Source organism: Planomicrobium sp. CPCC 101110 (genome assembly GCF_007859395.1).
GTDB lineage: Bacteria > Bacillota > Bacilli > Bacillales_A > Planococcaceae > Planococcus.
Map to the genome: position 1 here is coordinate 79,096 of NZ_VOHD01000011.1, position 23,018 is coordinate 102,113.

The 23,018-nt window shown below is 48.1% G+C and carries 17 protein-coding genes; 13 read left to right on the plus strand and 4 right to left on the minus strand.

Annotated features, from left to right (window positions below):
- Positions 1-67: 67 nt before the first annotated feature.
- The 6 genes from FQV30_RS16235 (at position 68) to FQV30_RS16260 (ending at position 8,223) form a co-directional block, all read left to right on the plus strand.
- Positions 68-772, plus strand: coding sequence for a response regulator transcription factor (locus FQV30_RS16235; protein ID WP_146501177.1), 705 nt, complete (start codon positions 68-70; stop codon positions 770-772).
- Positions 772-1,800, plus strand: coding sequence for a sensor histidine kinase (locus tag FQV30_RS16240; protein WP_146501178.1), 1,029 nt, complete (start codon positions 772-774; stop codon positions 1,798-1,800). The genes FQV30_RS16235 and FQV30_RS16240 overlap by 1 nt, the downstream gene beginning before the upstream one ends.
- Entirely contained in the window at positions 1,778-2,551 is a 774-nt protein-coding gene (locus FQV30_RS16245; protein WP_146501179.1) for an ABC transporter ATP-binding protein, read from the plus strand. Before FQV30_RS16240 ends, FQV30_RS16245 begins: the two co-directional genes overlap by 23 nt.
- The gene (locus FQV30_RS16250; protein ID WP_146501180.1) at positions 2,523-4,460 is read left to right on the plus strand and encodes an FtsX-like permease family protein; all 1,938 of its coding nucleotides are present in this window, start codon (positions 2,523-2,525) and stop codon (positions 4,458-4,460) included. Before FQV30_RS16245 ends, FQV30_RS16250 begins: the two co-directional genes overlap by 29 nt.
- A gap of 99 nt (positions 4,461-4,559) precedes the next feature.
- Positions 4,560-6,113, plus strand: a complete 1,554-nt coding sequence (locus tag FQV30_RS16255; RefSeq protein ID WP_146501181.1) for a fatty acid--CoA ligase family protein — start codon at positions 4,560-4,562, stop codon at positions 6,111-6,113.
- Positions 6,114-6,246: 133 nt separating this feature from the next.
- On the plus strand, positions 6,247-8,223 hold the full coding sequence (locus tag FQV30_RS16260) for a S9 family peptidase (protein ID WP_146501182.1): 1,977 nt from the start codon (positions 6,247-6,249) through the stop codon (positions 8,221-8,223).
- 222 nt (positions 8,224-8,445) lie between these two features.
- On the opposite strand, the gene FQV30_RS16265 is transcribed toward FQV30_RS16260, so the two are convergent.
- Entirely contained in the window at positions 8,446-9,222 is a 777-nt protein-coding gene (locus tag FQV30_RS16265) for an enoyl-CoA hydratase-related protein (protein WP_146501183.1), read from the minus strand.
- 102 nt (positions 9,223-9,324) lie between these two features.
- Between FQV30_RS16265 and FQV30_RS16270 the strand changes: the two genes are divergently transcribed.
- Together FQV30_RS16270 and FQV30_RS16275 are read left to right on the plus strand one after the other, a co-directional pair.
- Positions 9,325-10,941: an ABC1 kinase family protein gene (locus FQV30_RS16270; RefSeq protein WP_146501184.1), complete on the plus strand. Its 1,617-nt coding sequence runs from the start codon at positions 9,325-9,327 to the stop codon at positions 10,939-10,941.
- A 116-nt stretch (positions 10,942-11,057) separates the two neighbouring features.
- Complete coding sequence (locus FQV30_RS16275) at positions 11,058-11,423, plus strand: YhjD family protein (RefSeq protein WP_146501185.1); 366 nt, start codon at positions 11,058-11,060, stop codon at positions 11,421-11,423.
- Here FQV30_RS16275 and FQV30_RS16280 read toward each other — a convergent pair.
- Positions 11,420-11,974, minus strand: a complete 555-nt coding sequence (locus tag FQV30_RS16280) for a competence protein ComK (RefSeq protein WP_146501186.1) — start codon at positions 11,972-11,974, stop codon at positions 11,420-11,422. The two genes, FQV30_RS16275 and FQV30_RS16280, sit on opposite strands and share 4 nt — an antisense overlap.
- A 176-nt stretch (positions 11,975-12,150) precedes the next feature.
- Between FQV30_RS16280 and FQV30_RS16285 the strand changes: the two genes are divergently transcribed.
- From FQV30_RS16285 to FQV30_RS16305, 5 genes are all read left to right on the plus strand, one after another.
- On the plus strand, positions 12,151-12,393 hold the full coding sequence (locus tag FQV30_RS16285) for an IDEAL domain-containing protein (protein WP_146501187.1): 243 nt from the start codon (positions 12,151-12,153) through the stop codon (positions 12,391-12,393).
- 142 nt (positions 12,394-12,535) lie between these two features.
- The gene (gene uvrB, locus FQV30_RS16290; RefSeq protein WP_146501188.1) at positions 12,536-14,518 is read left to right on the plus strand and encodes an excinuclease ABC subunit UvrB; all 1,983 of its coding nucleotides are present in this window, start codon (positions 12,536-12,538) and stop codon (positions 14,516-14,518) included.
- A gap of 6 nt (positions 14,519-14,524) precedes the next feature.
- Positions 14,525-17,407: an excinuclease ABC subunit UvrA gene (gene uvrA / locus FQV30_RS16295; RefSeq protein ID WP_146501189.1), complete on the plus strand. Its 2,883-nt coding sequence runs from the start codon at positions 14,525-14,527 to the stop codon at positions 17,405-17,407.
- Positions 17,408-17,526: 119 nt separating this feature from the next.
- Positions 17,527-18,702, plus strand: coding sequence for a DUF4097 family beta strand repeat-containing protein (locus FQV30_RS16300; protein ID WP_146501190.1), 1,176 nt, complete (start codon positions 17,527-17,529; stop codon positions 18,700-18,702).
- Positions 18,703-18,807: 105 nt separating this feature from the next.
- Positions 18,808-20,046, plus strand: coding sequence for a M20/M25/M40 family metallo-hydrolase (locus FQV30_RS16305; RefSeq protein ID WP_146501191.1), 1,239 nt, complete (start codon positions 18,808-18,810; stop codon positions 20,044-20,046).
- 210 nt (positions 20,047-20,256) lie between these two features.
- Here the strand turns inward: FQV30_RS16305 and FQV30_RS16310 are convergent, their stop codons facing one another.
- Both FQV30_RS16310 and FQV30_RS16315 read right to left on the minus strand, forming a co-directional pair.
- Complete coding sequence (locus tag FQV30_RS16310; protein ID WP_146501192.1) at positions 20,257-22,209, minus strand: GTP-binding protein; 1,953 nt, start codon at positions 22,207-22,209, stop codon at positions 20,257-20,259.
- Positions 22,210-22,308: 99 nt separating this feature from the next.
- The gene (locus FQV30_RS16315; RefSeq protein ID WP_146501193.1) at positions 22,309-22,854 is read right to left on the minus strand and encodes an N-acetylmuramoyl-L-alanine amidase; all 546 of its coding nucleotides are present in this window, start codon (positions 22,852-22,854) and stop codon (positions 22,309-22,311) included.
- Between the last annotated feature and the right edge of the window lie 164 nt (positions 22,855-23,018).

Below are 23,018 nucleotides of genomic sequence, written 5' to 3' on the forward strand. Positions count from 1 at the left end.
TCTGAAGAGCCCGCTTTTTAGCAGGCTCTTTTGTTAAAATGGAAGAAAACAGGAAGGGGGAATCAGCATGGCAGCTCAAAGGATATTCATTGTGGAAGACGATCTGAAAATAGCGGAATTGCTGGCGGAAACGCTGCGCAAATACCATTATGAAGTGGCAACCGCTAAAGATTTCGATCGGATTCTCGATGAGTTTGAGGCATTTGATCCCCATATGATATTGCTTGATATTAACTTGCCTTCTTATGACGGTTATTATTGGTGCCGCCAATTGCGTTTGAAAACGACATGCCCTATTTTGTTCATATCAGCGCGGTCAGGCGATATGGATCAAGTTTTCGCGCTGGAAAACGGGGGAGACGATTTCATCACGAAACCTTTCCATTATGAAATCGTCCTTGCAAAAATAAGAAGCCATCTGCGGCGCGCTTATGGGGAGTATGCGCCAAAACAAGAAGAACGCTCCGTGAAAGTCGGACGCATCGCTTTGTATATGGAACGGATGGAACTGCATGTGAAAACAGCTGTTATTCCGCTTCAGAAAAAAGAATCCACAATTATGGAGATATTGCTGAGCCAGCATCCGAAAGTTGCGACGCGGGAGCAGCTTCTAGAAGAGCTATGGGACGACCAGGCATTTGTCGATGAAAACACATTGAACGTCAACATGACCCGGGTGCGGAAAAAGCTGGCGGATTACCGCGTGCAATCGTCGATCGAGACCGTTCGCGGAGCCGGCTACCGTTTGCTCGTTCATGAGGAGGAAATGTGATGCTGCGTCTGTTTTTAAAAGAACATGCGGCATTCATCGTCTTTCAGCTGCTTCTCGTTTCCTTTATCATGCTGCTTTACTGGCTCGATGGTTTTCGCAACCTGGACACGGCCATCTATTCGTTTGTTATCAGTACACTGCTTGTAGTGACTTTTTTAGCGGCGCGTTTTATAAAGCGCTACCGCTACTATCAAAAAATCACTGCCAAGCCGGCGAATATGGAACATATGCTGCAGCGGGAAGGCCGATCGCCCGAACAGATCCAAAACGACTTGTATCTGCATGAGCTGTACAAGCTGTATCAATATGAAGTGCAAGCGCTTTATGCAACGCAGAACCGCCATTTGCAGTTCATGAATCAGTGGGTGCACCAAATGAAAACCCCGCTTTCGGTCATGCAGCTGTTACTGCAAGAAGAAAAGGAACTTGACAAAGCAAGCGTGCGAGAAGAAGTTGAGCGGTTGAAAGCGGGGCTCGACACAGTCTTGATGAATGCAAGGCTTGATACGTTCGAGCAGGATATGCAGATTGAAAAAGTTTCGCTGCGCAGCATGGTGACGGAAATGGTTACCGAGAACAAGCGGCTATTCATCTCGAAGCGTGTTTATCCACAAATCGATGTCGATGAAAAGTGCTCGGTTTTCACTGATCAGAAATGGATGAAATTCATTATCGGACAGTTTTTGACAAATGCCGTTAAATATACGTTCGAACCAAACAAAAAAGTCTATATAAGCGCTGTTTGCGAAGATGACCAAGCGCTGCTGACCATACGCGACGAAGGAATCGGAATCCCTTCATCAGATTTAGGCCGAGTCACCAAGGCGTTCTTCACAGGGGAAAACGGCCGGAAAACGGGTGAATCGACTGGAATGGGCTTGTATCTGGCAAATGAAGTCTGCGGGAAATTGGGACATAAACTGGAAATTGCATCTGAGAAGGGGCATGGCACCACCGTGTCTGTCATGTTCTACAACCAAGAGGCGGAAACACAGGAGGAAAACAATGACGTTAGTGAAAATCGATGAAGTGACGAAAGTTTACGAAGGGAAAGTGACGCATCGGGCGCTGAACCAATTGAGTTTCGAAGTGAAAAAAGGTGAATTTTTAGCCGTCATGGGACCTTCGGGAAGCGGTAAAACGACGTTGCTGAACTTGATTTCGACCATTGACAGCCTGACTTCCGGGGATATTTTGATCGATGGCACCAATCCGCATCTGCTGGACAAAAATGAACTGGCTTTGTTCCGCAGAAGAAAGCTCGGGTTCGTGTTCCAAGACTTCAACTTGCTGCAGATGCTGACAGTTGAAGAGAATTTAGTGCTGCCGTTGACCCTGGACTATGTGCCAACCCAAGAAATGGCCGGCAGGGTGCTTGATGTGGCAAAACGGCTGGATTTGGCGTCGATTCTGCATAAGCGGCCAAATGAAATTTCAGGCGGGGAAGCGCAGCGAACAGCAATCGGGCGTGCGCTTATCCATAGGCCGGCGTTGATTCTTGCCGATGAACCGACTGGGAATTTGGACTCTAAGGCATCGCGGGATGTTTTGGAGCTGTTGTCGGACATCAGTGAGAAAGATGGAGCCACAATTATCATGGTGACGCATGATCCAATCGCCGCCAGCTACTGCGATCGGGTACTCTTCATCAAAGACGGAGAGTTCTTCAACGAAATTTACCGTGATGATCGCCGCCAGACTTTTTACCAGAAAATATTGAACGTTTTATCATTGTTGGGAGGAAATGTGAATGACCTTTCGGCAACTCGCTTACCGTAACGTTCTCCGAAACCGTCGAAGTTATGCTGCCTTTTTAATGGCGAGCGTTTTTTCGGTCATGGTATTTTTTGTTTATTCCATGTTCATTTTTCATCCGCTTTTTGAAGAAGAAGGGCTTCAGCTGTTAGCGGTCAGGGGAATGTTTATCGCGGAAATTGTGCTTTACGTTTTCACGCTGTTTTTCTTGTTCTACTCGATGAGCGCATTTTTACAGGCACGCTCAAAAGAATTCGGCGTCTTGATGCATTTGGGGATGACAAAAAAACAATTGAGCAAATTGGTGTTTTTTGAGACCTTGATTCTTGGAGCGGCTTCAACGGCTGCGGGAATCGCCCTTGGATTTGCTTTCTCCAAATTCTTTTTTATGATTGGCCGTGAAATCATGGGGCTGGATTATTTGCCGCTTTACGTATCATGGAAGCCATTTCTTTTGACGATTGCCGCTTTTGCCAGCCTGTTCATCATTATTTCCGTTATCAGCGTAGGTTTTATCCGGACGAAGCGCATTGTCGATTTGATGCAAGGCTACTGGAAAACGGAAGAAGCCACTCAAGTGTCCGGGCTGTTGGCCGTTCTGGGCATTGTGCTGCTGACAGTCGCCTATACGCTGGCGGCAGTGGTGACGGACCGGACTGTTTACCGGATGGTAGTCATTGTTCCTCCTCTGGCAACGCTTGGCACATATTTGTTCTTTACTCATACTGTCCATTTCTTGCTGGACATTTACAAGAAGAAAAAAAGCATCTATTGGAACAAAGCGCGTCTTGTCTCTTTGGCGGAAGCTTCAGTCAAACTGAAAGACAGTGCGCAGATGTTCTTCATTGTCACCATTGTTTCGACAGTCGCTTTTTTGACAGTCGGAACGCTCGCATCGTTCACTTCGTATACTGGCGATTACCGGGAGCTCAATCCGCTGAGCTTGATCTACATCTCGTTTGACAGCGACAAACAGGAACAGGAGCATATTGAACAATTGGTGGCGCAATTGGAACAGAAAGGGCTCGCTTATGATATAGCCCCGCTGGAGATCAAAAGGCAGACTTCCGAGTTTTCAGGAAATGTTGTGGACATCTTAAAGGCATCTGATTTTAACCGTCTGGCGTTCGTGCTCGGATATGAAGCGGTCAATCCGGAAAAAGGGGAAGGGGTTTTCATCCCATACTCCAAAGAATCGCTGTCTGAGCTTGCCCATAGCAAAGTCAAAACTGCATTTGCGGAAAGTGATGTGCCAATCTCGATCTCTTCGGTGTACCCGCATATTCTGTTTCCGAGCCATACGCTCAATTTCAATAGTATTGTTGTCAACGATGCGGATTTCGAAGCTGTCACTGAACCTTTGACAGGGTTTGAAAAAGCGGAGTCCAATTTTACGTATTATGCATTCCATATTCCGCAGTGGACCGAAACGATCGGCATCGGCAGCAATTTATCCATTGCAATGGCAGACGCCGTCCAAGCGGAAAACTTCCAGCACGTAAACTTCTTTTTTGAAAATCCGGGAGACGATTACCATTGGTTCAAATCATCTTTTGCTTTGCTGCTGTTTATCGGGCTTATGGTGGCGGCTGTGTTTTTGCTGGCAGCGGGAAGTTTCATCTATTTTAAGCTGTACACAGGGCTTGAACGCGACAGGAAACAATATCTGCTTCTTGTGCGCCTTGGCATGACAGAGAGGGAGCTGGGCAAAATTGTGAACCGCCAGCTCATTCCGCAATTTTTCTTGCCGTGGGTTGTCGCTCTTTTACACAGTGCTTTCGCGTTCATCTCACTTCAAGTGGTCTGGGATGAATTCGCCGAACTCTCGATTCTTGGCGAAATGGCCTTGGTGCTCACCGGCTTTACAATCGCTCAAATTCTATATTTCTTTTTGATACGCTGGCGTTATATCGCCCATCTGCAGGCATCGTAAATTTTACGGTGCCTGTTGTATTGTCAGAACATTTATTTTATAATGAAACCAGGGTAAATTATGAATGAGTATTCATTCAACGCGAAAGAGGGATGGAAAATGAATTTAGTTGAGCGTGTTCACAACATTGCAGTTCAGAATTCCAACAAGACAGCGTACCATTTTATGGGGAAAGACACATCGTACGGCGAATTTGAAGCAGCAACCGCCAAATTTTCAAATGCCCTTCAATCGCTTGGCGTGAAAAAAGGGGATCATGTCGCGTTTTTATTGGGCAACACACCGCATTTTTTCATTTCGCTTTATGCTACTATGCGCATCGGAGCGACAGCTGTTCCGATAAACCCCATCTATACTCCTGATGAAATCGCTTACATATTAAAAAATAGCGACGCTGAAATAGTGGTCGCCGTAGATGCCCTCTTGCCATTGATTGAAAAAGCGCATGAGTCGCTGCCGGCAGTCAGTTCTTATGTGATTTGTGAAACCGATCCGTCAGCAGCTGAAAAAGTTGCTCAATTGCCCGAATCGGCAAAAGGAAAAGTCCATTCATTTGCGGACCTTTTGGCGTCAGCTTCAGCGGATCATAAAACAGCACCGGTTGCCGAAGGCGATAATGCAGTAATCCTTTATACATCCGGCACAACCGGCAAACCGAAAGGCGCAATGCTGACACATGGAAATCTATACTCTAACGCGCGCGATATTGGGGAATATTTGCAGATGTCAGCGGATGACCGGATCATTGCCACTTTGCCGGTATTTCATGTGTTCGCTTTGACAGTCGTTGTCAATGCCCCCCTTTTGCAAGGGGCAACAGTGATTCTGCTGCCGCGCTTCCATCCCAAGGATGTTTTTGATGCCATCAAAGAACATAAAGCGACTGTTTTTGCGGGTGTTCCGACCATGTATAATTTTATGAACCAGCTGCCTGGAACCGAAACTTCTGATTTTGAATCGATCCGCATCGCTGTTTCCGGTGGGGCGGCAATGCCAGTTGCGCTGCTCCACAGCTTCGAAGAAAAGTTCAATGTAAAGATTTCGGAAGGTTATGGATTGTCCGAAGCTTCCCCGGTGACTTGCTTTAATCCGATTGACCGGGAGCGCAAAGTTGGATCGATCGGAACATCAATCGTTAATGTGGAAAACAAAGTCGTCAATGAACTGGGAGATGAAGTGCCTGTCGGAGAAGTGGGGGAATTGATTGTGCGCGGGCCAAACGTCATGAAAGGCTATTATAAAATGCCGGAGGAAACAAATGCTGCCATCCGGGACGGCTGGCTTTATACCGGTGATCTGGCGCGTGTCGACGAGGATGGCTATTTTTATATAGTCGACCGCAAAAAAGACCTGGTCATTGTTGGCGGGTATAACGTGTACCCCCGGGAAGTGGAAGAAGTGCTGTTTGCGCATCCGGGTGTTTTGGAAGCTGCGGTCGTCGGCCTGCCTGATGCCGCCTTTGGCGAAACGGTGCACGCCTACGTCGTCTTGAAAGATTCATCAGTTACAATAGAAGATCTTCAGATTTACTGCAAAAAACATTTGGCGAAATACAAGGTGCCGACCCATTTTGAAGTTCTGGAAGAATTGCCGAAAAACACGACTGGGAAGATTCTTCGCCGTTCTTTGAGAGAGCAAGCCTTAAGCAAGTAAAGCAAAAGCTGGTTCCGGGTTTTAGCCGGAGCCGGTTTTTTGGTTGATTTGATTGAAAAAACTGACATTTTTCATTATAGTAGAGAAGCAACTAGTACGAGTTACGAAATATTAGCTTCGAGGAGGATTTACATTGGCAAAAAATGCTGTAGAAATCAAAGACTTAACAAAACTGATATCAGTAGCAAATCCACAAATCTCACCGGATGGCACGGAAGCGGTATTTATCCGTACACATATCGATGAGGAAGAAAATACATACATTGCCCATTTATATCATACGGATTTGGAAAGCGGCGAAGTCACCCAATGGACTTATGGCAAAGAACGTGTGTCCGCTCCGGCCTGGTCAGCTGACGGGAAATTTGTCGCTTTTTTATCAACACGCGATGAAAAAAATCAATTGTATGTCGTGTCTGCAAGAGGCGGAGAAGCCCGCAATTTGACGGAATTTGAAAAAGGCGTCGATAGTTTTCTATGGTCGCCGTGCGGCAAGAAAATCTGGTTTACAGCCATGGTGAAGGAGGGCCAGGCTTTTACGGATAAAGAGGAAAAAGAGGAGAAGAAAAAGCCGGAGCCCTATGTTGTGGACGAACTGAAATACAAAATGGACGGCGTCGGATTGGTTCCAAAAGATTTCCATCGGCATATCGGCGTTGTGGACGTTGTTTCAAAAAATGTTGAAAAACTGACTGAAGGCAACTACCATCATAACCTGGAAGCCGTTTCCCATGATGGCGGAAAATTGGTTTTTGGTGTGACGCGCGAAGAGAATCTGGATTTTATCTTCCGCCAGCCGTTGTTTTTATATGATGTTGAAACAAAAATAGAAACGCCGATCGTTGAAGAAGAAGGTTATTTCGGCGGAGCTGCTTTTTCTCATGATGATGCAAAAATCGCTTTTGTGGGCAGCACGCGGGAATACAAAAATGCGACACATTCGAAAGTCTACGTCCATGATGTCGCAGGAAAATCGTATTTTTGCCTGACAGAAGGGCTCGATGCCCCGGTTGGCGACTATGCCGTAGCAGACCACCAGCAGGGCGCATCCGCTCCAGGGGTTGTCTGGACGAAAGATGATCACTTGTATTTCCAGGTATCGACGATGGGGGATGTCCGCCTGTATTTCGCTTCCCTTGATGGCGCCATTTACCCGGCTTCACAGGAACAGGAACATGTTTATGGCTATGACATTTCCCGCGACGGGGTTTTTGCTGTAGTTGCTGTGAGCAATCCGGTCAATCCGGGTGAGTTGTACAAATTAACGATTGCGACAGGCGAACGCAAACCGCTTACGGATTTCAACAGACAATATCTTGAAGAAACAGAATTGGTTGCGCCGGAAGCGATTGTCGGCAAAGGAGCAAAAGATTGGGACGTGCACGGCTGGCTTATGAAGCCGTATGGTTTTTCTGAAGGGGAAAAATACCCGCTCATCGTCAATATCCACGGCGGCCCGCACGCCATGTATGCCAATACGTTTTTCCATGAAATGCAATTGCTGGCAGCGCGAGGCTTTGGGGTGCTTTATGTCAATCCACGCGGCAGCCATAGCTATAGTCAGGAATTTGTCGATGCGGTACGCGGCGATTACGGCGGAGGCGATTATGAAGACATCATGAAGGCGCTGGATGGGGTGCTTGCAGAACAGGAGTGGGTCGATACGGATCGGCTTGGCGTGACAGGCGGCAGCTACGGCGGTTTCATGACCAACTGGATTGTGGGGCATACAAACCGTTTCAAGGCAGCTGTAACTCAGCGTTCAATCTCCAACTGGGTATCGTTCTTCGGAGTCTCGGACATCGGCTATTATTTCAGCGACTGGCAAATCCGGGCCGACATGACGGATGTTGAGACATTGTGGCAGCATTCACCCTTGAAATATGCAGCGAATGTTGAAACGCCATTGCTGATCCTGCATTCAGAAAACGACTACCGCTGCCCGATCGAACAAGGCGAACAATTGTATGTGACGCTGAAAAGCATGAAGAAAGAAACCAGATTTGTCCGTTTTCCGGAAGCCGACCACAACTTGTCGCGCACTGGAAAACCGAACCTGCGCTTTGCCCGTCTTGAGCAGATTAGCGGGTGGATGGAACAGTATCTATAATAATAGTAGAAAAGCAGGCTGCCAATTGGCAGCCTGCTTTTTTCGCTCCAGGCAGACGCTTTCCGCGAGGCATGGCCTAAGCCTCCTCGGCCGCTTGCGCTCTCTGCGGGGTCTCAGGACTCGCGCTTTCCCCGCTGGAGCCGCTGCCTTCCGCTAAATTAAATTTGATTGCACCGTTCTTTGGAGGTGCTTTTGAAAAGCAGATTAGTTTTTGCTTTTGTCTTATTTCCCCTTAAATACCGGTTTCCGTTTTTCGCTGAAGGCGTTCAGCGCTTCGATGCGGTCTTCTGTCGGGATGGTCAGTTCGTACGCTTTTCGTTCGATGTTCAGACCGGTCTGCAAATCGGCGTTCATGCCGTTTTTGATTGCGTATTTTGCTTGCTGGAGCGCAATCGGTCCGTTCGCAAGCATCATGTCGGCAAACCGGCCGGTCATTTCGGCCAGTTCGCCGCGCGGTGCCACTTTTGTCACCAAGCCGTATTCGAGCGCTTCCGAAGGCTTTAGGCGGCGTGCGGTCAAAATGAGTTCCATCGCTTTCGATTCGCCGATCAAGCGCGGCAGGCGCTGTGTACCACCCGCACCCGGAATGATTGCGAGGCTCGTTTCCGTCAAGCCGAGCAGCGTGTCATCGGCAATAATGCGGAAATCGCAAGCTAATGCGAGTTCCATCCCCCCGCCAAAAGCAAAACCGTTGATCATTGCAATCGTTGGCTGCGGCAAGTTCTCAATGACGGTGAAAACTTCGCCGATTTTGAAGATGTTGCGTTTTACATGCTGGTCAGTCAGCGTTTTTCGTTCCTTCAAATCGGCCCCGACGCTAAAAGCCTTATCACCGGCCCCTGTAAATATCACGACGCGGATATCCGGATTGATGCGAATAGCTTCGACTACCTGGCCGAGTTCGGTCAGCATATCGTAATTGAAAGCATTCATGGAATCCGGGCGGTTGAGTGTGATGAAAGCCAAATTTCCATGTTGTTCGTAATGAATCGTATTCATTTACATCCCCCTTTGTAATTGGTCCATCCGTTAAAAACATACCACTTTTTGGACTATTCCGCTATCTGTCTCTATAATGGAGCGCAGGAGGGATTGTCACTTATGAACCAATTAGCGTTTGTCCGTATTTTTCGCATTGTTTTTATGTCGTTAAAATTTTATACACAAGTGATGCTCTTCCAACGGCGGCATCGGGGCAACTGGAATCCGCTGGTTGAGGAAAAATGGAATACATTGATTACGAAACAAGCTAAACAATACAAAATCCTGGCCTTGAAACTTGGCGGGCTGATGATTAAAATGGGGCAGTTTTTGTCGACGCGCGCCGATATTTTGCCCGCATCTTTTTTGATGGAACTGGAAGGATTGACTGACCGGGTGCCTTCGATTCCGCGCGAAAAAATCGTTTCGGTTTTGGAACGCGAATGGAATTCGCCGCTCTCTGCATATTTGTCCAGCCTTTCAGATGAAGCCGTCGCGTCTGCTTCCATCGGCGAAGTATACAAAGGGATCTTGAAAGACGGAAAGGAAGTGGCGGTTAAAGTACAGCGGCCCGGGACTGACCGCATTCTGCGTGCGGATTTCCAGGCGATGCGCATTGTCATCTGGTTTTTGCGGACCCTGACACCACTTTCTAAACAAATAGATTTCCGGCAATTATACCGCGAGATGACGGATACCATCGGGGCGGAACTGAATTTCCTGCAGGAACTCCAAAGTGGACGGGCATTTTCAGACAGATTCAAAGAAATGGAAGGCATTCGGTTCCCCATATATTTCGATGAATTTTCCACACGCCGTGTGCTTGTGATGGAGTGGATTGAAGGAGCACGCATTACGGACTTGTCTTTTATTGAAACACATGGTCTGGACCGCCATGAAATTTCCGAGCGGCTGTTCATCTTGTTTCTGGAGCAAGTGTTATACGGCGGCCAATTCCATGCCGATCCGCATGGCGGCAATATTTTGCTTGAGCCGGAAGGCACCATCGTCCTGATCGATTTCGGGATGACAGGAACTATTTCAAAATCGGATTCCCAGGCGGTGCTACGGATTGCAGAAGGAGTTATCTTCCAAAACTACGGCCAAGTGCTTGATTCATTGGAGGAGCTGCGTTTTCTGCTGCCACATGCCAACAGGGATCTGCTGGAGGAGACCATCGCCAGACTCGTAGCAGCATATGAATCAAATGAATTGCTGCAAATGGATTCATTTGTCGCAGAACGCCTGTTGCGTGACATGCAGGATATTGTCCGCACGCAGCCTGTGCAGCTGCCGGCAGAATTCGCCTTTTTTGGCCGTGCTGCTTCCATTTTTGTCGGGGTGCTCCATGTGCTGGACCCGGGAATCGATTTGCTGGCGCTCGCACGTCCGCGCATCTTGGAATGGGCTTCTTCACAGAAAGAAGGCAAGCGGATATTCGGAAAAGAAGATGTTTTGCGCTGGGCTATCCAGGCTGCAGGGCCGCTGCGCGTTTTTCCGCAGAAAGTCATCAATTACTTGGAGGAGCCTGAACGGATGCGCCATTACTTGGAAAACCGGGATGGACGCGAGCGTAAACATCAGCGAAACATGCAAAGCCGTATGTTTGCAGGAGTTTTTACTGTTTTATCGTTTTTCGGGATTTCAGGGGGCGTCTGGTTTTCCCACGAGCCGTTCCTTTGGGTGTCGGCCGTTTTCTTTGTCGGCTCCCTTTGGACTTATCGGTCAATCAAATAAAAAGCTGTGCCAGTCTTATTGGCACAGCTTTTTACGTTGAAAGGCTTGCAATTTTAAAGTTTCGGGGTAAAATGAAAACAAAGAACATATGTTCTCATTTTGGAGGAGGTGTAGACATGCCGTTAATCTCACCAGAGGAAGCCGCCCATTTTGAAAACATGATTTATTTGCCTATGGTCCTTATCATTTTAGAACGGGACCGGGCTTTATTCGAAAAAGGCTCTTTTAAATTGAAAAAACCTTACATAGAACTAGTTGATGGAGCAATCAGGCAAGTGCAGAAAGAGCTGACAGAAACAAAAATCCACATGCGGAAACGCCATATGAAAATACTGCGCGGAACTGGTGATGATACGTTTACCGAATATATCTTTTACCACGGGGGTTATGAAGACCACCGGCGCTATTTGAATATGCGCCTTCGCAACCGCGTTGAAGAGCTGATGCGCGTTTACTTGACGTTATCGTACAAAGAGCTTTAGTCGAGAGGGTGCTGGATTCTCGGCGGGTAAGTGCGTTTTGCCACATAGGCCATCTGGTGTTTATGCATTTCTTGGGCCCTTTTAAAATAGCGGCGCAAAGAACCCGCAAACGAATGCTGGTTTCTTAAGGCGATGGGTGAAACGTCCAAATGCACAGTTTCGCCATTGCTTAAATAGATGATGCTGCCGCCTCTTTCGCTGTCATCGCTTTCCACTAGATCAACAGCATCAAAGTTGAACCAAACAGCGTCCTTGTTCTTTGGCGAATGGGTTGGGAAGAAGATGAGCGGATTGCCGTAATATTCTCCGATGATGATAGGGGGCTTATGCTTGACACGGATCGCTTTTTGAGCGTATAAAGTAGCGCTTTCCATGGATCCGCGGTAAAAGCTGCAGGATCTGGTCACTGTTTTGTATGTAGATTCTTCAACCAGGAACTCACTTCGATCTTCGATAACGCGTGTCCATGTCCGCCGTCCGTCGTTATAGGGTAATAGCGCATATGTATTGCTGCAGATTGTATAGGACAAGGAATGGTTAATATTGCCCATTAAAAAACACCCCCAAAATTTACTTCACATTTCTAATTATAATAAAAAATGGTAATTCCGCAACAACAAGAAACAGAAAAGATATTTTTTTCTATTTCATCGGAATTTTCAAAAAACGATTGCTTCTTTATAAGCTTTTAATGTATACTAATGAAAAGCATTTGGGGTGAAGCAGAATGGAAAACTATTATTCTTATGCTGATTTCATGAAAGCAATGGCTCAAACGAAAAAGATAACCGAAGCGGAAAAACTGCTTAATGATATTTATCTGGATCTTTTCCTTAAGCATGTTCACCGTTCACAACAAGAAGAACAGCTAATGGCCCTGATAGATGAAGCCCTGGACAGCAATGATCGAGACTCTTTTGAAACCTATTCCGCTCAATTACAGGCTTTGAAGCAAGAAGAAGAAGCCTGAATGATAAAACCGCTCAAAATGAGCGGTTTTTTATTTTGCCATTTTATGAAACTGCATAAAAAACATACGTTCGCTTTTTGTTAGGGTATTTTTAGGGCATATGATAAAATAGAGAGACTGAAAGAACGGGAGGCCAGCAAATATGAAACAAGAATTCAAGCTACAAGCACCGTATGAACCAGCCGGCGACCAGCCGGCAGCCATCGCCGCATTGACGGAAGGAATCATCAACGGCAAACGGTGCCAAACTTTGCTTGGAGCTACAGGGACTGGGAAAACTTACACGATGTCCAATGTCATCCAGCAAGTGAAAAAACCGACGCTTGTCATGGCCCACAACAAAACTTTGGCGGGGCAGCTCTACAGCGAATTCAAGGAATTTTTCCCTGACAATGCAGTCGAATACTTTGTTAGCTACTATGATTATTATCAGCCGGAAGCATATGTTCCGCAATCTGACACATATATAGAAAAAGACGCAAGCATCAATGATGAAATCGATAAATTGCGCCATTCCGCTACAAGTTCTTTGTTTGAGCGCGATGATGTTATTGTCATTGCTTCAGTATCCTGTATCTACGGCCTCGGTTCGCCAAAAGAATACCGTGAACTTGTCGTTTCCCTCCGTAAAGGCATGGAGATCGAACGCAATCAGCTGCTCCGGAAATTAGTGGATGTCCAATATGAGCGCAATGACATCAATTTTATCCGCGGGACGTTCCGGGTGCGCGGCGACGTAGTTGAAATCTTTCCGGCTTCGCGCGATGAAAGGTGTTTGCGTGTCGAATTTTTCGGCGATGAAATCGACCGGATCCGTGAAGTGGATGCTCTGACAGGCGAAATTATCGGCGAACGTGAACACGTTGCCATCTTCCCGGCATCCCACTTCGTAACCCGCGAAGAAAAGATGGTCAAAGCAATTGAAAATATTGAAGCGGAACTGGAAGAGCGCTTGAAAGAAATGCGCGCAGAAGATAAGCTGCTGGAGGCGCAGCGCCTGGAACAGCGTACACGCTATGATCTGGAAATGATGAGGGAAATGGGCTTTTGCTCAGGAATCGAAAACTATTCCCGCCATTTGACGCTGCGGCCTCCAGGAGCGGAGCCTTATACGCTATTGGACTATTTCCCGGACGATTTCCTTCTGGTGGTGGATGAAAGCCATGTGACCTTGCCGCAAGTGCGCGGAATGTTCAACGGCGACCAGGCGCGGAAAAAAGTCCTGGTCGACCATGGGTTCCGCCTGCCTTCCGCAATGGACAACCGGCCATTGACATTCGATGAGTTTGAAAAACACATCAAACAAGCGGTATTTGTTTCCGCAACACCGGGTCCTTATGAATTGGAGCATACACCTGAAATGGTTGAACAGATTATCCGGCCAACCGGGCTGCTTGACCCGACCATCGAGGTCCGCCCGATTGAGGGCCAGATTGATGACTTGATGGATGAAATTCAGCAGCGGGTTGAACGGGATGAACGCGTACTAGTGACCACATTGACAAAGAAAATGTCGGAAGATTTGACTGCTTATCTGAAAGAAGCGGGAGTTAAAGTGAATTACCTGCACTCCGAGATCAAAACACTTGAGCGGATCGAGATTATCCGTGAACTGCGGATGGGTGTTTATGATGTGCTCGTCGGCATCAACTTGCTTAGGGAAGGGCTCGATATCCCCGAGGTTTCACTAGTGACGATTCTGGATGCGGACAAGGAAGGCTTCCTGCGTTCTGAACGTTCCCTTATCCAGACGATGGGCCGTGCCGCACGTAACTCAAATGGCCATGTTATCATGTATGCCGACAAAATGACCGATTCGATGAAGAAAGCGATTGATGAGACCACTCGCCGGCGTACAATCCAAGCGGAATACAATGAAAAACACGGCATTACGCCAGTTACCATACAGAAAAAAATCAGAGATGTTATCCGCGCCACTGTGGCTGCAGAGGGCGGGGAAGAATATGTTTCAAAAGCAGCAGCAGGAAAGAAACTTAAAAAAGAAGATCGCATGAAACTGATCACTTTAATGGAGAAAGAAATGAAAGAAGCGGCGAAAGCGCTCGATTTCGAACGGGCAGCCGAACTGCGTGATACAGTTCTTGAATTGAAGGCGGAAGGATGATTTAACGTGAAAAACCAAGAAATACGGATTCAAGGCGCTAGGGCGCATAACTTAAAGAATATCGATGTCGTCATTCCGCGCGATCAGCTGGTCGTTATGACGGGACTTTCGGGGTCAGGGAAATCATCTTTGGCGTTTGATACGATTTATGCAGAAGGGCAGCGGCGCTATGTCGAGTCGCTGTCTGCATATGCCCGCCAGTTTCTCGGCCAGATGGACAAGCCGGACGTCGATTTGATTGAAGGGCTGTCGCCCGCCATTTCGATCGATCAGAAAACAACGAGCAAAAATCCCCGATCAACAGTTGCGACCGTAACAGAAATATACGATTATATGCGATTGATGTACGCGCGCATCGGTAAACCGATATGCCCGAACCATGGCATTGAGATTTCTTCACAGACGATCGAGCAAATGGTCGACCGTCTGACCGTTTATCCGGAACGGACAAAAATGCAGATTTTAGCGCCGATCGTTTCCGGGCGGAAAGGGACACATGCCAAACTGTTAGAAGACATCAAAAAACAGGGGTATGTCCGCGTTCGCGTCAACGGGGAGCTGGTGGATCTCGATGACGACATCACTCTCGATAAGAACAAAAAGCATTCGATTGAAGTGGTCATTGACCGCATTATTATGAAAGAAGGCATTGCGCCGCGCCTCAGCGATTCCCTCGAATCTGCCCTGCGGCTTGCGGAGGGCCGGGTGCTTGTCGATGTGATGGAGCAGGAAGAGCTGCTGTTCAGCGAACACCACGCGTGCCCGATTTGCGGATTTTCCATTGGGGAATTGGAGCCGCGCATGTTTTCGTTCAACTCGCCGTTTGGCGCTTGTCCGGAATGCGACGGCATTGGCCACAAACTGGAAGTTGACCCGGAACTGGTGGTGCCCGATTGGAGCATGTCCTTGAACCAAGGGGCAATAGTTCCATGGCAGCCGACAAGTTCCCAGTATTACCCGCAGTTGCTGCAAGCCATCTGCAAACATTATAAAATCGATATGGACGTTCCGATGAATGAGTTGCCGGAAGAGCACATCAACGTTCTCATGAAAGGATCGGGAAGAGAGAAAATCCGTTTCCGCTACGAAAACGACTATGGCCAAATTCGCGACAACCACATTTACTTTGAGGGGATTTTAGCGAATGTCGATCGCCGCTACCGCGATACCACATCCGACTATATCCGCGACCAGATGGAGAAATACATGGGACAGCAGCCATGTCCGGCATGCGAAGGGCATCGTTTGAAACCGGAATCGCTGGCGGTCAAAGTGAACGGCCTTCATATTGCCAGCGTCAGCGAATTTTCCATCATCGAAGCAATCCAGTTTTTCTCGAACTTGGAACTGTCGGAAAAAGATATGCAAATCGCCAGGCTGATTCTGCGCGAAATCGAGGAGCGCCTCGGATTCCTCAACAATGTAGGCCTTGATTATTTGACGCTTAACCGCGCATCCGGCACATTATCAGGCGGGGAAGCCCAGCGAATCCGCTTGGCTACCCAAATAGGATCCCGGTTGACCGGCGTCCTATATATCTTGGATGAGCCGTCAATTGGTTTGCACCAGCGCGACAATGACCGGCTGATCAGCACATTGAAAAATATGCGGGATATCGGCAACACGCTGATTGTCGTGGAGCACGACGAAGATACGATGCTCGCGGCGGATTACCTGATTGATGTCGGTCCGGGAGCAGGGGTGCATGGCGGGGAAATCATCGCTTCCGGCACACCGGAAAAAGTGATGAAAAACAAGAAATCTTTGACTGGCCAATATTTAAGCGGCAAAAAATTCATTCCGCTACCTGCTGAACGCAGGAAATCCGATGGACGGCAAATCACCATCCATGGCGCGAATGAAAACAACTTGAAAAATGTCAGCGTTGATATTCCGCTTGGTGTGTTCACAGCGGTGACGGGCGTGTCCGGTTCCGGCAAAAGTACGCTCATCAACGAAATCTTGTACAAATCACTTGCCAATAAGCTGAACCGCGCAAAAGCGAAACCCGGGCAGCACGCATCAGTAGAGGGCATCGAAGAACTTGAAAAAGTGATTGATATCGACCAATCGCCGATCGGGCGGACCCCGAGATCGAATCCCGCGACGTACACAGGTGTTTTTGATGATATCCGTGATGTCTATGCGGCGACGAACGAAGCGAAGGTGCGCGGCTATAAAAAAGGCCGGTTCAGCTTCAACGTCAAGGGCGGACGCTGTGAAGCTTGCCGCGGAGATGGTATTATTAAAATAGAAATGCACTTCTTGCCGGATGTCTATGTGCCATGCGAAGTTTGCCATGGCAAACGATATAACCGGGAAACTTTGGAAGTGAAATATAAAGACAAAAACATTGCCGATGTGCTGGCGATGACTGTAGAAGACGCGTACTCATTTTTTGAGAACATCCCGAAAATCAACCGCAAGCTGAAGACAATCGTAGATGTGGGATTAGGCTATATTACGCTCGGCCAGCCCGCCACTACCTTATCAGGCGGGGAGGCGCAGCGCGTCAAGCTGGCATCTGAACTTCACAAACGCTCTACCGGCAAGTCATTTTATATTTTAGATGAACCGACTACAGGATTGCATGCGGATGATATTTCCCGGCTGCTTCTTGTCTTGCAGCGCCTGGTGGACAATGGAGACACGGTGCTGACGATTGAACACAACCTGGACGTCATCAAAACCGTTGACCACATTATCGATTTAGGTCCGGAAGGCGGCGACAAAGGCGGCACCATCCTGGCAGTCGGAACGCCGGAAGAAATTGCTGAAGTGAAAAATTCCTATACCGGCAAGTACTTGCGGCCTATTTTGGAACGGGACCGTGCTCGCATGGATGCACTCGTTACAAAAGCGACGCGCAAGAAAAAAGTGGCTAAGTGAAACTTTTCCACAAGCTGAACGTATCAATTAGGAGAACACCGAGTCTCGGACTTGTTTAGCCAGGGCGGTTCGACTGTTTTGGCTAGGAAAGCGGAGGCAACATAAGGAGGCCGCACTACATGCAAAACGAAAAAGAACGCATATTGGATATGGTGGAGAACGGAACGATTTCCGCAAGAGAAGCAGTTGAGCTGTTGAAAGCCATTGATGGCGGAGATTCATCACGCGAGCCGTCTTATGGCCGCGACCGGTACCGGGATAAACGGGAAAGCAGCAGACGGGGCTTTTTCAGACCGGAAGACGTCATAAAAAAATTCTCGAAAGATATGTCCAGAGATTTCACAAAAGATTTTTCGAAAAACATGTCAAAAGATTTTAACCAATTGGGCGACCGCATGAGAGATTTCGTTCAGACATCTGTCGGCAAGTTGAAGACAATGGAATTCGATTCTCCTTTTGGGGAAGCGGTTCAGTTTGAACATACATTCACTCAGGAATTCGTGAATGTCAACAAAATCATCGCCGACCTGGCAAACGGCCAACTTGAAGTGTTTCCTTCGCAAGATGACACAGTCCGGGCGGAATGCCGCGTGAAAGCATACCGTACGGAATCGGCGGAACAAGCAAAACAAGATTTTCTCGAGAAATTCGTCTTTATCGCCGATGACCAAAAACTGCGCATCATCAGCGACTTGAAAACCACTCAAGTGAATGTTGTATTGTATGTCCCAGCCGCTTCCTACCAAGAAATTATCGTTCGTTTGTTCAATGGCGGCTTTTCGATGAAACGAATCGATGCAAGTTTGATCAAAGTGAAAACTGCAAACGGCAAAATCGATCTGAAAAATGTCGCTTTTGACGATGCCGAGCTGGAAACGGCAAATGGCGCCATCCAAGTGGTTGAAGTGAGCGGGAAAGTGCTTGAAACCGAAACGTTGAACGGCCGCATTTATGTGGATGGAGATGTTCAGACGATGACTGCGAAATCGATGAACGGCAATGTGGTCGTTACATCGAGATGCAAAGAAGCCCGCAAAGTGGAAGCCAAGACCCTGGCCGGCAATGTGGAACTTTACATTCCGCCGCATCTGCCTTTAAAAGGGGAAGTCGCTTCTGTTCTTGGCAAGCTGGATGTCTTGTTGTCTGACGTTGACAACACGCATGAACAAGGGCAATTGATGCAGAAAATGATCCGTTTTTCAAAAGAGAGCGGAGAAGCGGTAGCTGCACCTCTATTGGTTTACGGGGAAACAAAAACAGGCACTGTTCTGGTGCGCTACTTGACTATCGAATAAAACAATACCCAATGAGCCGGCACATATCCGATGTGCCGGCTTTTTGATATGGTAAAATAAAAGCATGCAAAAGAATATATCTCTGCAAATAAAGGAGGAAAAAAGATGGCAGATGGATTGAACGCTGAAGAAGTGAAAGCGGCATATAAAGCAATTTTGGAGCATCAATCAGTGCAGCAGGCACTTGAATTTATTCAGGAGGATCATGGAAATACGGTTGCGGAACAAATTGCGATTACGGAAATTCCGGCCCCTCCATTCAAGGAACGGCAAAGAGCGGAGGATTTTCAGCGGCGCCTGCAGGAACTCGGCCTTGAAAATGTGGAAATGGATTCGGAAGGGAATGTTTATGGCATACGGCGAGGCAGCGGGCAAGGACCGAAAATTTTTGTTTCCGCTCATCTAGATACGGTCTTTCCAGAAGGGACCGATACGAAAGTGCGGAAAGAAGGCGGAATCCTTTATGCACCGGGAATTGGCGACGATACTAGAGGGCTTGCTGAATTATTGGCGGTGGTCCGTACATTGAACCGGGCGAACATTGAAACGGTTGGCGATATTGTTTTTGGTGGAACTGTCGGAGAAGAAGGGGCTGGAGATTTGCGCGGCGTCAAAGCTTTTTTTGCTGAACATGAGGATATTGATGGCTTTTTGTCCTTGGACGGTCCAGGCTTTGATCACATTACATATTTAGGCACGGGGAGTTTTCGCTATACTGTGACATATAGAGGTCCGGGTGGACATAGTTTTGGCGATTTCGGTTCGCCAAGTGCGGCCCATGCCCTTGGGCGGGCGATTGCGGCCATTGCCGACCTCGAAACACCAAAAGAGCCGAAAACGACCTTTTCAGTCGGAGAAGTCAAAGGCGGAACTTCTGTTAATGCCATTGCCCAAGAAGCCAGTATGACTGTCGACCTTCGTTCGAATGATTCTGCAGCCCTGGAGAAGCTGGACAAACAGTTTCTGGCGATTGTCCAAAAAGCGGCGGAAGCCGAAAATGAGAAGTGGAAGGATTCTCGGATTACGGTGGACATCAAACGGTTCGGCAACCGGCCGCCAGCCAGCCAAAGCGCTGATGCGCCGATTGTCCGCATTGCTTGTGCCGCCGTGGAAGCGATTGGCGGAACCCCGGCATTAGGAGCACCAAGCAGCACTGATGCCAACCATCCGATGAGTTTGGGGATTCCTGCCGTCACTATCGGCCTCGGCGGCACTTTTGGCGGCGCCCATACTCTTGAGGAATGGCATAATCCGGCAGACGGGCACTTAGGCATCCAAAAAAGCTTAATGACAATACTGGGCTTGGTTGGAGTGAAAAATACCAGTCCCGCCTTATTGAAATAGATAATGGAAACTGAAAAAGCCCGGCAGCCAAATTTCAGGCTGCTGGGCTTATTCTGGATATGAAAGAGTGGCTGGTTGCGTGCCCGTTGCTCTAAAGAGCTGCCGTAATTCAAAAATGGATTCCGAAGCTCCAATAAATTTGATTGCATCCGCATTTGTTGCTGTGGTTTTCAGCCCATTCATACCGAAGGCCCCATTTTCCGCTAAGTGTCATAAGCAATGCATGGCGCTTTCCGCTTCATCCCATGGAACTTTGTAACCATGGCCTTTCGCGCAGAAAATGGAAGTGGAAGTGTATTCGGGATCCGCATCTTTGTTATAAGCAAGTTTTTCAATGATTTCCGCTTCGTTGTGGCAGTTGGCATAACCGGACAAAAGCAGGCGGAGCATGCCTTTGCCATGCGTGAAGGATGCGAATTCCGTGCTGTAATTCATAAACGTGGCGACCGGGACAGTCCCTTCAATCACCGCTTTTCCGCTGGTCATTTCAGGCGGTTCAAAACGGCCGGAAGCTTGCTGGATATCGGAGAGGACCCGGCCCATTTGTTCAATGCCCACTTTGATTTTGAACTGATAAATCGGTTCAAGCAGACGGTTTTCCGCCTTTTCAAGCCCTTGGCGAAGCGCCCGGTAAGCGGCTTCCCGGAAATCGCCGCCGGATGTATGCTCGTTATGACCTTTGCCGGTCAACAGCGTAATCTTCACATCGGTCAGCGGGGAACCCGTCAAAAGGCCATGGTGGTCCCGTTCGGCCAAATGATGGAGCACCAAATTCTGGTTGCCTATTGATAACGCGTCAGCGTGGCAGCTGTTATCCAGAAGGACACCGCTGCCGCGTGGGGCCGGTTCGATTTTCAAATGCACTTCGGCATAGTGGCGGAGCGGCTCGAAATGTCCATATCCGGTCACGGGTGCTTCAATTGTTTCTTTGTATAGAATTTCCGGGTCGCTGAACGATACGGAAAAGCTGAAGCGGTCCTGGACCACTTGCTGGAGAACTTCAAGCTGGATGACGCCCATGACATGGATATGGATTTCCTGGAAATGTTCATCCCAAACAACAGCAAGCGTCGGATCCTCGGCATTAAGGCGCTTGAAATACTTCAGCACTTCTTTTGGGTGCAAAGGAGGATCGAACAGCACTTTCGATTTCAGGGCGGGAACCGATTCATGCCTGCTGGCAGCAATAAGTTTGCCGGCACCATCTCCAATTGCGGCTTCAGACAAGCCGATAACAGCAAAGAGCTCGCCGGCATTCACCTGATCCACTGTGTGGAACTTGCTGCCATTATAGCGGCGGATTTGCGTGACTTTCTCCGATTTCCGATTTTCGCTGCCGCCATAATCCACTTCTTCGCGGACACGCAGTGAACCGCTGTGTGCTTTAAGAAAGGTGATGCGGTTTCCGTTATCTTCATGGCGTATTTTATAAACCTGTGCGGCAAACGGCTCGTCCGGCACGTAATGGGTGAGGGTCAATTGATCCAGCTTTTCAAAGAAGCCGCTTATGCCAATGTCCTGTAAAGCGGAACCGGAGGAGCAGACAAACGCCTCGTTTGATCGGATCATCTTTCGAAGGGCATTCAGCCAAATGTCCCGGTCGTAGCCGGAAGCCATATAATGCTCCAGCAACTCTTCATCCCGTTCGGCGATAAACTCAGCCAGTTCTTCGTCCATTGCACCATGGCGGAACGAATGGGTGATGTCGATGGCATTGTCCGTCAACTGAGTTTTTATCTCCTCTAGCACCCGCTTCCCGTCAGCTCCTTCCCGGTCAACTTTGTTAATGAAGAAAAAAGTGGGCACGCGGTGTTTCCGGAGCAGCTGCCATACGGTTTCGGTATGGCTTTCAATGCCTTCGACTGCGCTGACGATAACAATGGCATAATCCATCACTTGAATCGCACGCTCCATTTCAGGGGCAAAATCGACATGTCCCGGAGTATCAATCAAAAAATAAGTGGAGCCATTGTAGGAAACCACGGCCTGGTCGGCGAAAATCGTGATTCCCCTGTTTTTCTCAATCTCATGGCTGTCGAGAAAAGCATCCCGGTGGTCGACCCGGCCGCGCTGCCGGATGCTTTTTGTGTGATACAGCAGCTGTTCGGAGAATGTGGTCTTTCCGGCATCCACATGTGCAAGAATTCCGATTGTCTTATTCATAAGTCACCTCATTGTATTGCTTCTTCTGTCCCCAGTGTATCAGAAATCGCATTGAAGGATGGGCACAAAAAAAACCGCGGAAGCAAAGCTTCCGCGGTTTTAGTTTCGGCTAAAACAATCAATGCCGAAAGCGATGGCCCTTGCGCATCGCTTTTGATAATCATCGGTTTTCAATAAAGCCAATTCTGCTTGGTTTGTCATAAAGCCGCATTCAACCAGGACCGCAGGCATCCGGGTATCCCTGAGAACCGCAAAATCGGCTTGTTTTTGTCCGCGGTTTTTCCTGCCGGTGGCCAGCAGCAATGCTTGATGGATAAAAGAACTCAACCTTTTCGACTCTCCAGATGCAGCGGTATAAGTGAAAGTTTCAATGCCGTTTGCGGCGTTGAAGCCAGTGCCGAACGCGTTGGCATGAATGGATACAAACAGGTCCACTCTCAAGCGGTTGGCAAGCGCGGTTCTTTCTTGAAGCGGTACATCCTGGTTTTGCTGATGGCTGAAAATGATCGTGTGGCCAAGGGCCGTCAGCTGTTTTTTCACTTCCTTTGCCACGGCCCCATTAAAATGAAATTCCCTTAGTCTGCCATCAGGTGAACGCTTGCCTTTTGTCTCCGGACCGTGCCCAGCATCGATTATAATTTTCATTGAGAATCTCCCCCTTTCTTGCCATATAGGCCAAAGCTTTACAAAAGGCGACACGAAAATCTTTAAATTAGAATTTTCCGTGTTAAAATAGGAGCAAACCGTTTAGGATTTGGCTGAATTTATCAGCAGGCCAAAAACCTATTCGTAAAAGGAATGAGGGGAAC

Bases quoted from the DNA above. Each gene is read 5' to 3' on its own strand.
- FQV30_RS16235 (WP_146501177.1), top strand. From the start codon at position 68: ATGGCAGCTCAAAGGATATTCATTGTGGAAGACGATCTGAAAATAGCG.
- FQV30_RS16240 (WP_146501178.1), top strand. From the start codon at position 772: ATGCTGCGTCTGTTTTTAAAAGAACATGCGGCATTCATCGTCTTTCAG.
- FQV30_RS16245 (WP_146501179.1), top strand. From the start codon at position 1,778: ATGACGTTAGTGAAAATCGATGAAGTGACGAAAGTTTACGAAGGGAAA.
- FQV30_RS16250 (WP_146501180.1), top strand. From the start codon at position 2,523: ATGACCTTTCGGCAACTCGCTTACCGTAACGTTCTCCGAAACCGTCGA.
- FQV30_RS16255 (WP_146501181.1), top strand. From the start codon at position 4,560: ATGAATTTAGTTGAGCGTGTTCACAACATTGCAGTTCAGAATTCCAAC.
- FQV30_RS16265 (WP_146501183.1), bottom strand. From the start codon at position 9,222: ATGAATACGATTCATTACGAACAACATGGAAATTTGGCTTTCATCACA.
- FQV30_RS16270 (WP_146501184.1), top strand. From the start codon at position 9,325: ATGAACCAATTAGCGTTTGTCCGTATTTTTCGCATTGTTTTTATGTCG.
- FQV30_RS16275 (WP_146501185.1), top strand. From the start codon at position 11,058: ATGCCGTTAATCTCACCAGAGGAAGCCGCCCATTTTGAAAACATGATT.
- FQV30_RS16280 (WP_146501186.1), bottom strand. From the start codon at position 11,974: ATGGGCAATATTAACCATTCCTTGTCCTATACAATCTGCAGCAATACA.
- FQV30_RS16285 (WP_146501187.1), top strand. From the start codon at position 12,151: ATGGAAAACTATTATTCTTATGCTGATTTCATGAAAGCAATGGCTCAA.
- uvrB (WP_146501188.1), top strand. From the start codon at position 12,536: ATGAAACAAGAATTCAAGCTACAAGCACCGTATGAACCAGCCGGCGAC.
- FQV30_RS16300 (WP_146501190.1), top strand. From the start codon at position 17,527: ATGCAAAACGAAAAAGAACGCATATTGGATATGGTGGAGAACGGAACG.
- FQV30_RS16305 (WP_146501191.1), top strand. From the start codon at position 18,808: ATGGCAGATGGATTGAACGCTGAAGAAGTGAAAGCGGCATATAAAGCA.
- FQV30_RS16310 (WP_146501192.1), bottom strand. From the start codon at position 22,209: ATGAATAAGACAATCGGAATTCTTGCACATGTGGATGCCGGAAAGACC.
- FQV30_RS16315 (WP_146501193.1), bottom strand. From the start codon at position 22,854: ATGAAAATTATAATCGATGCTGGGCACGGTCCGGAGACAAAAGGCAAG.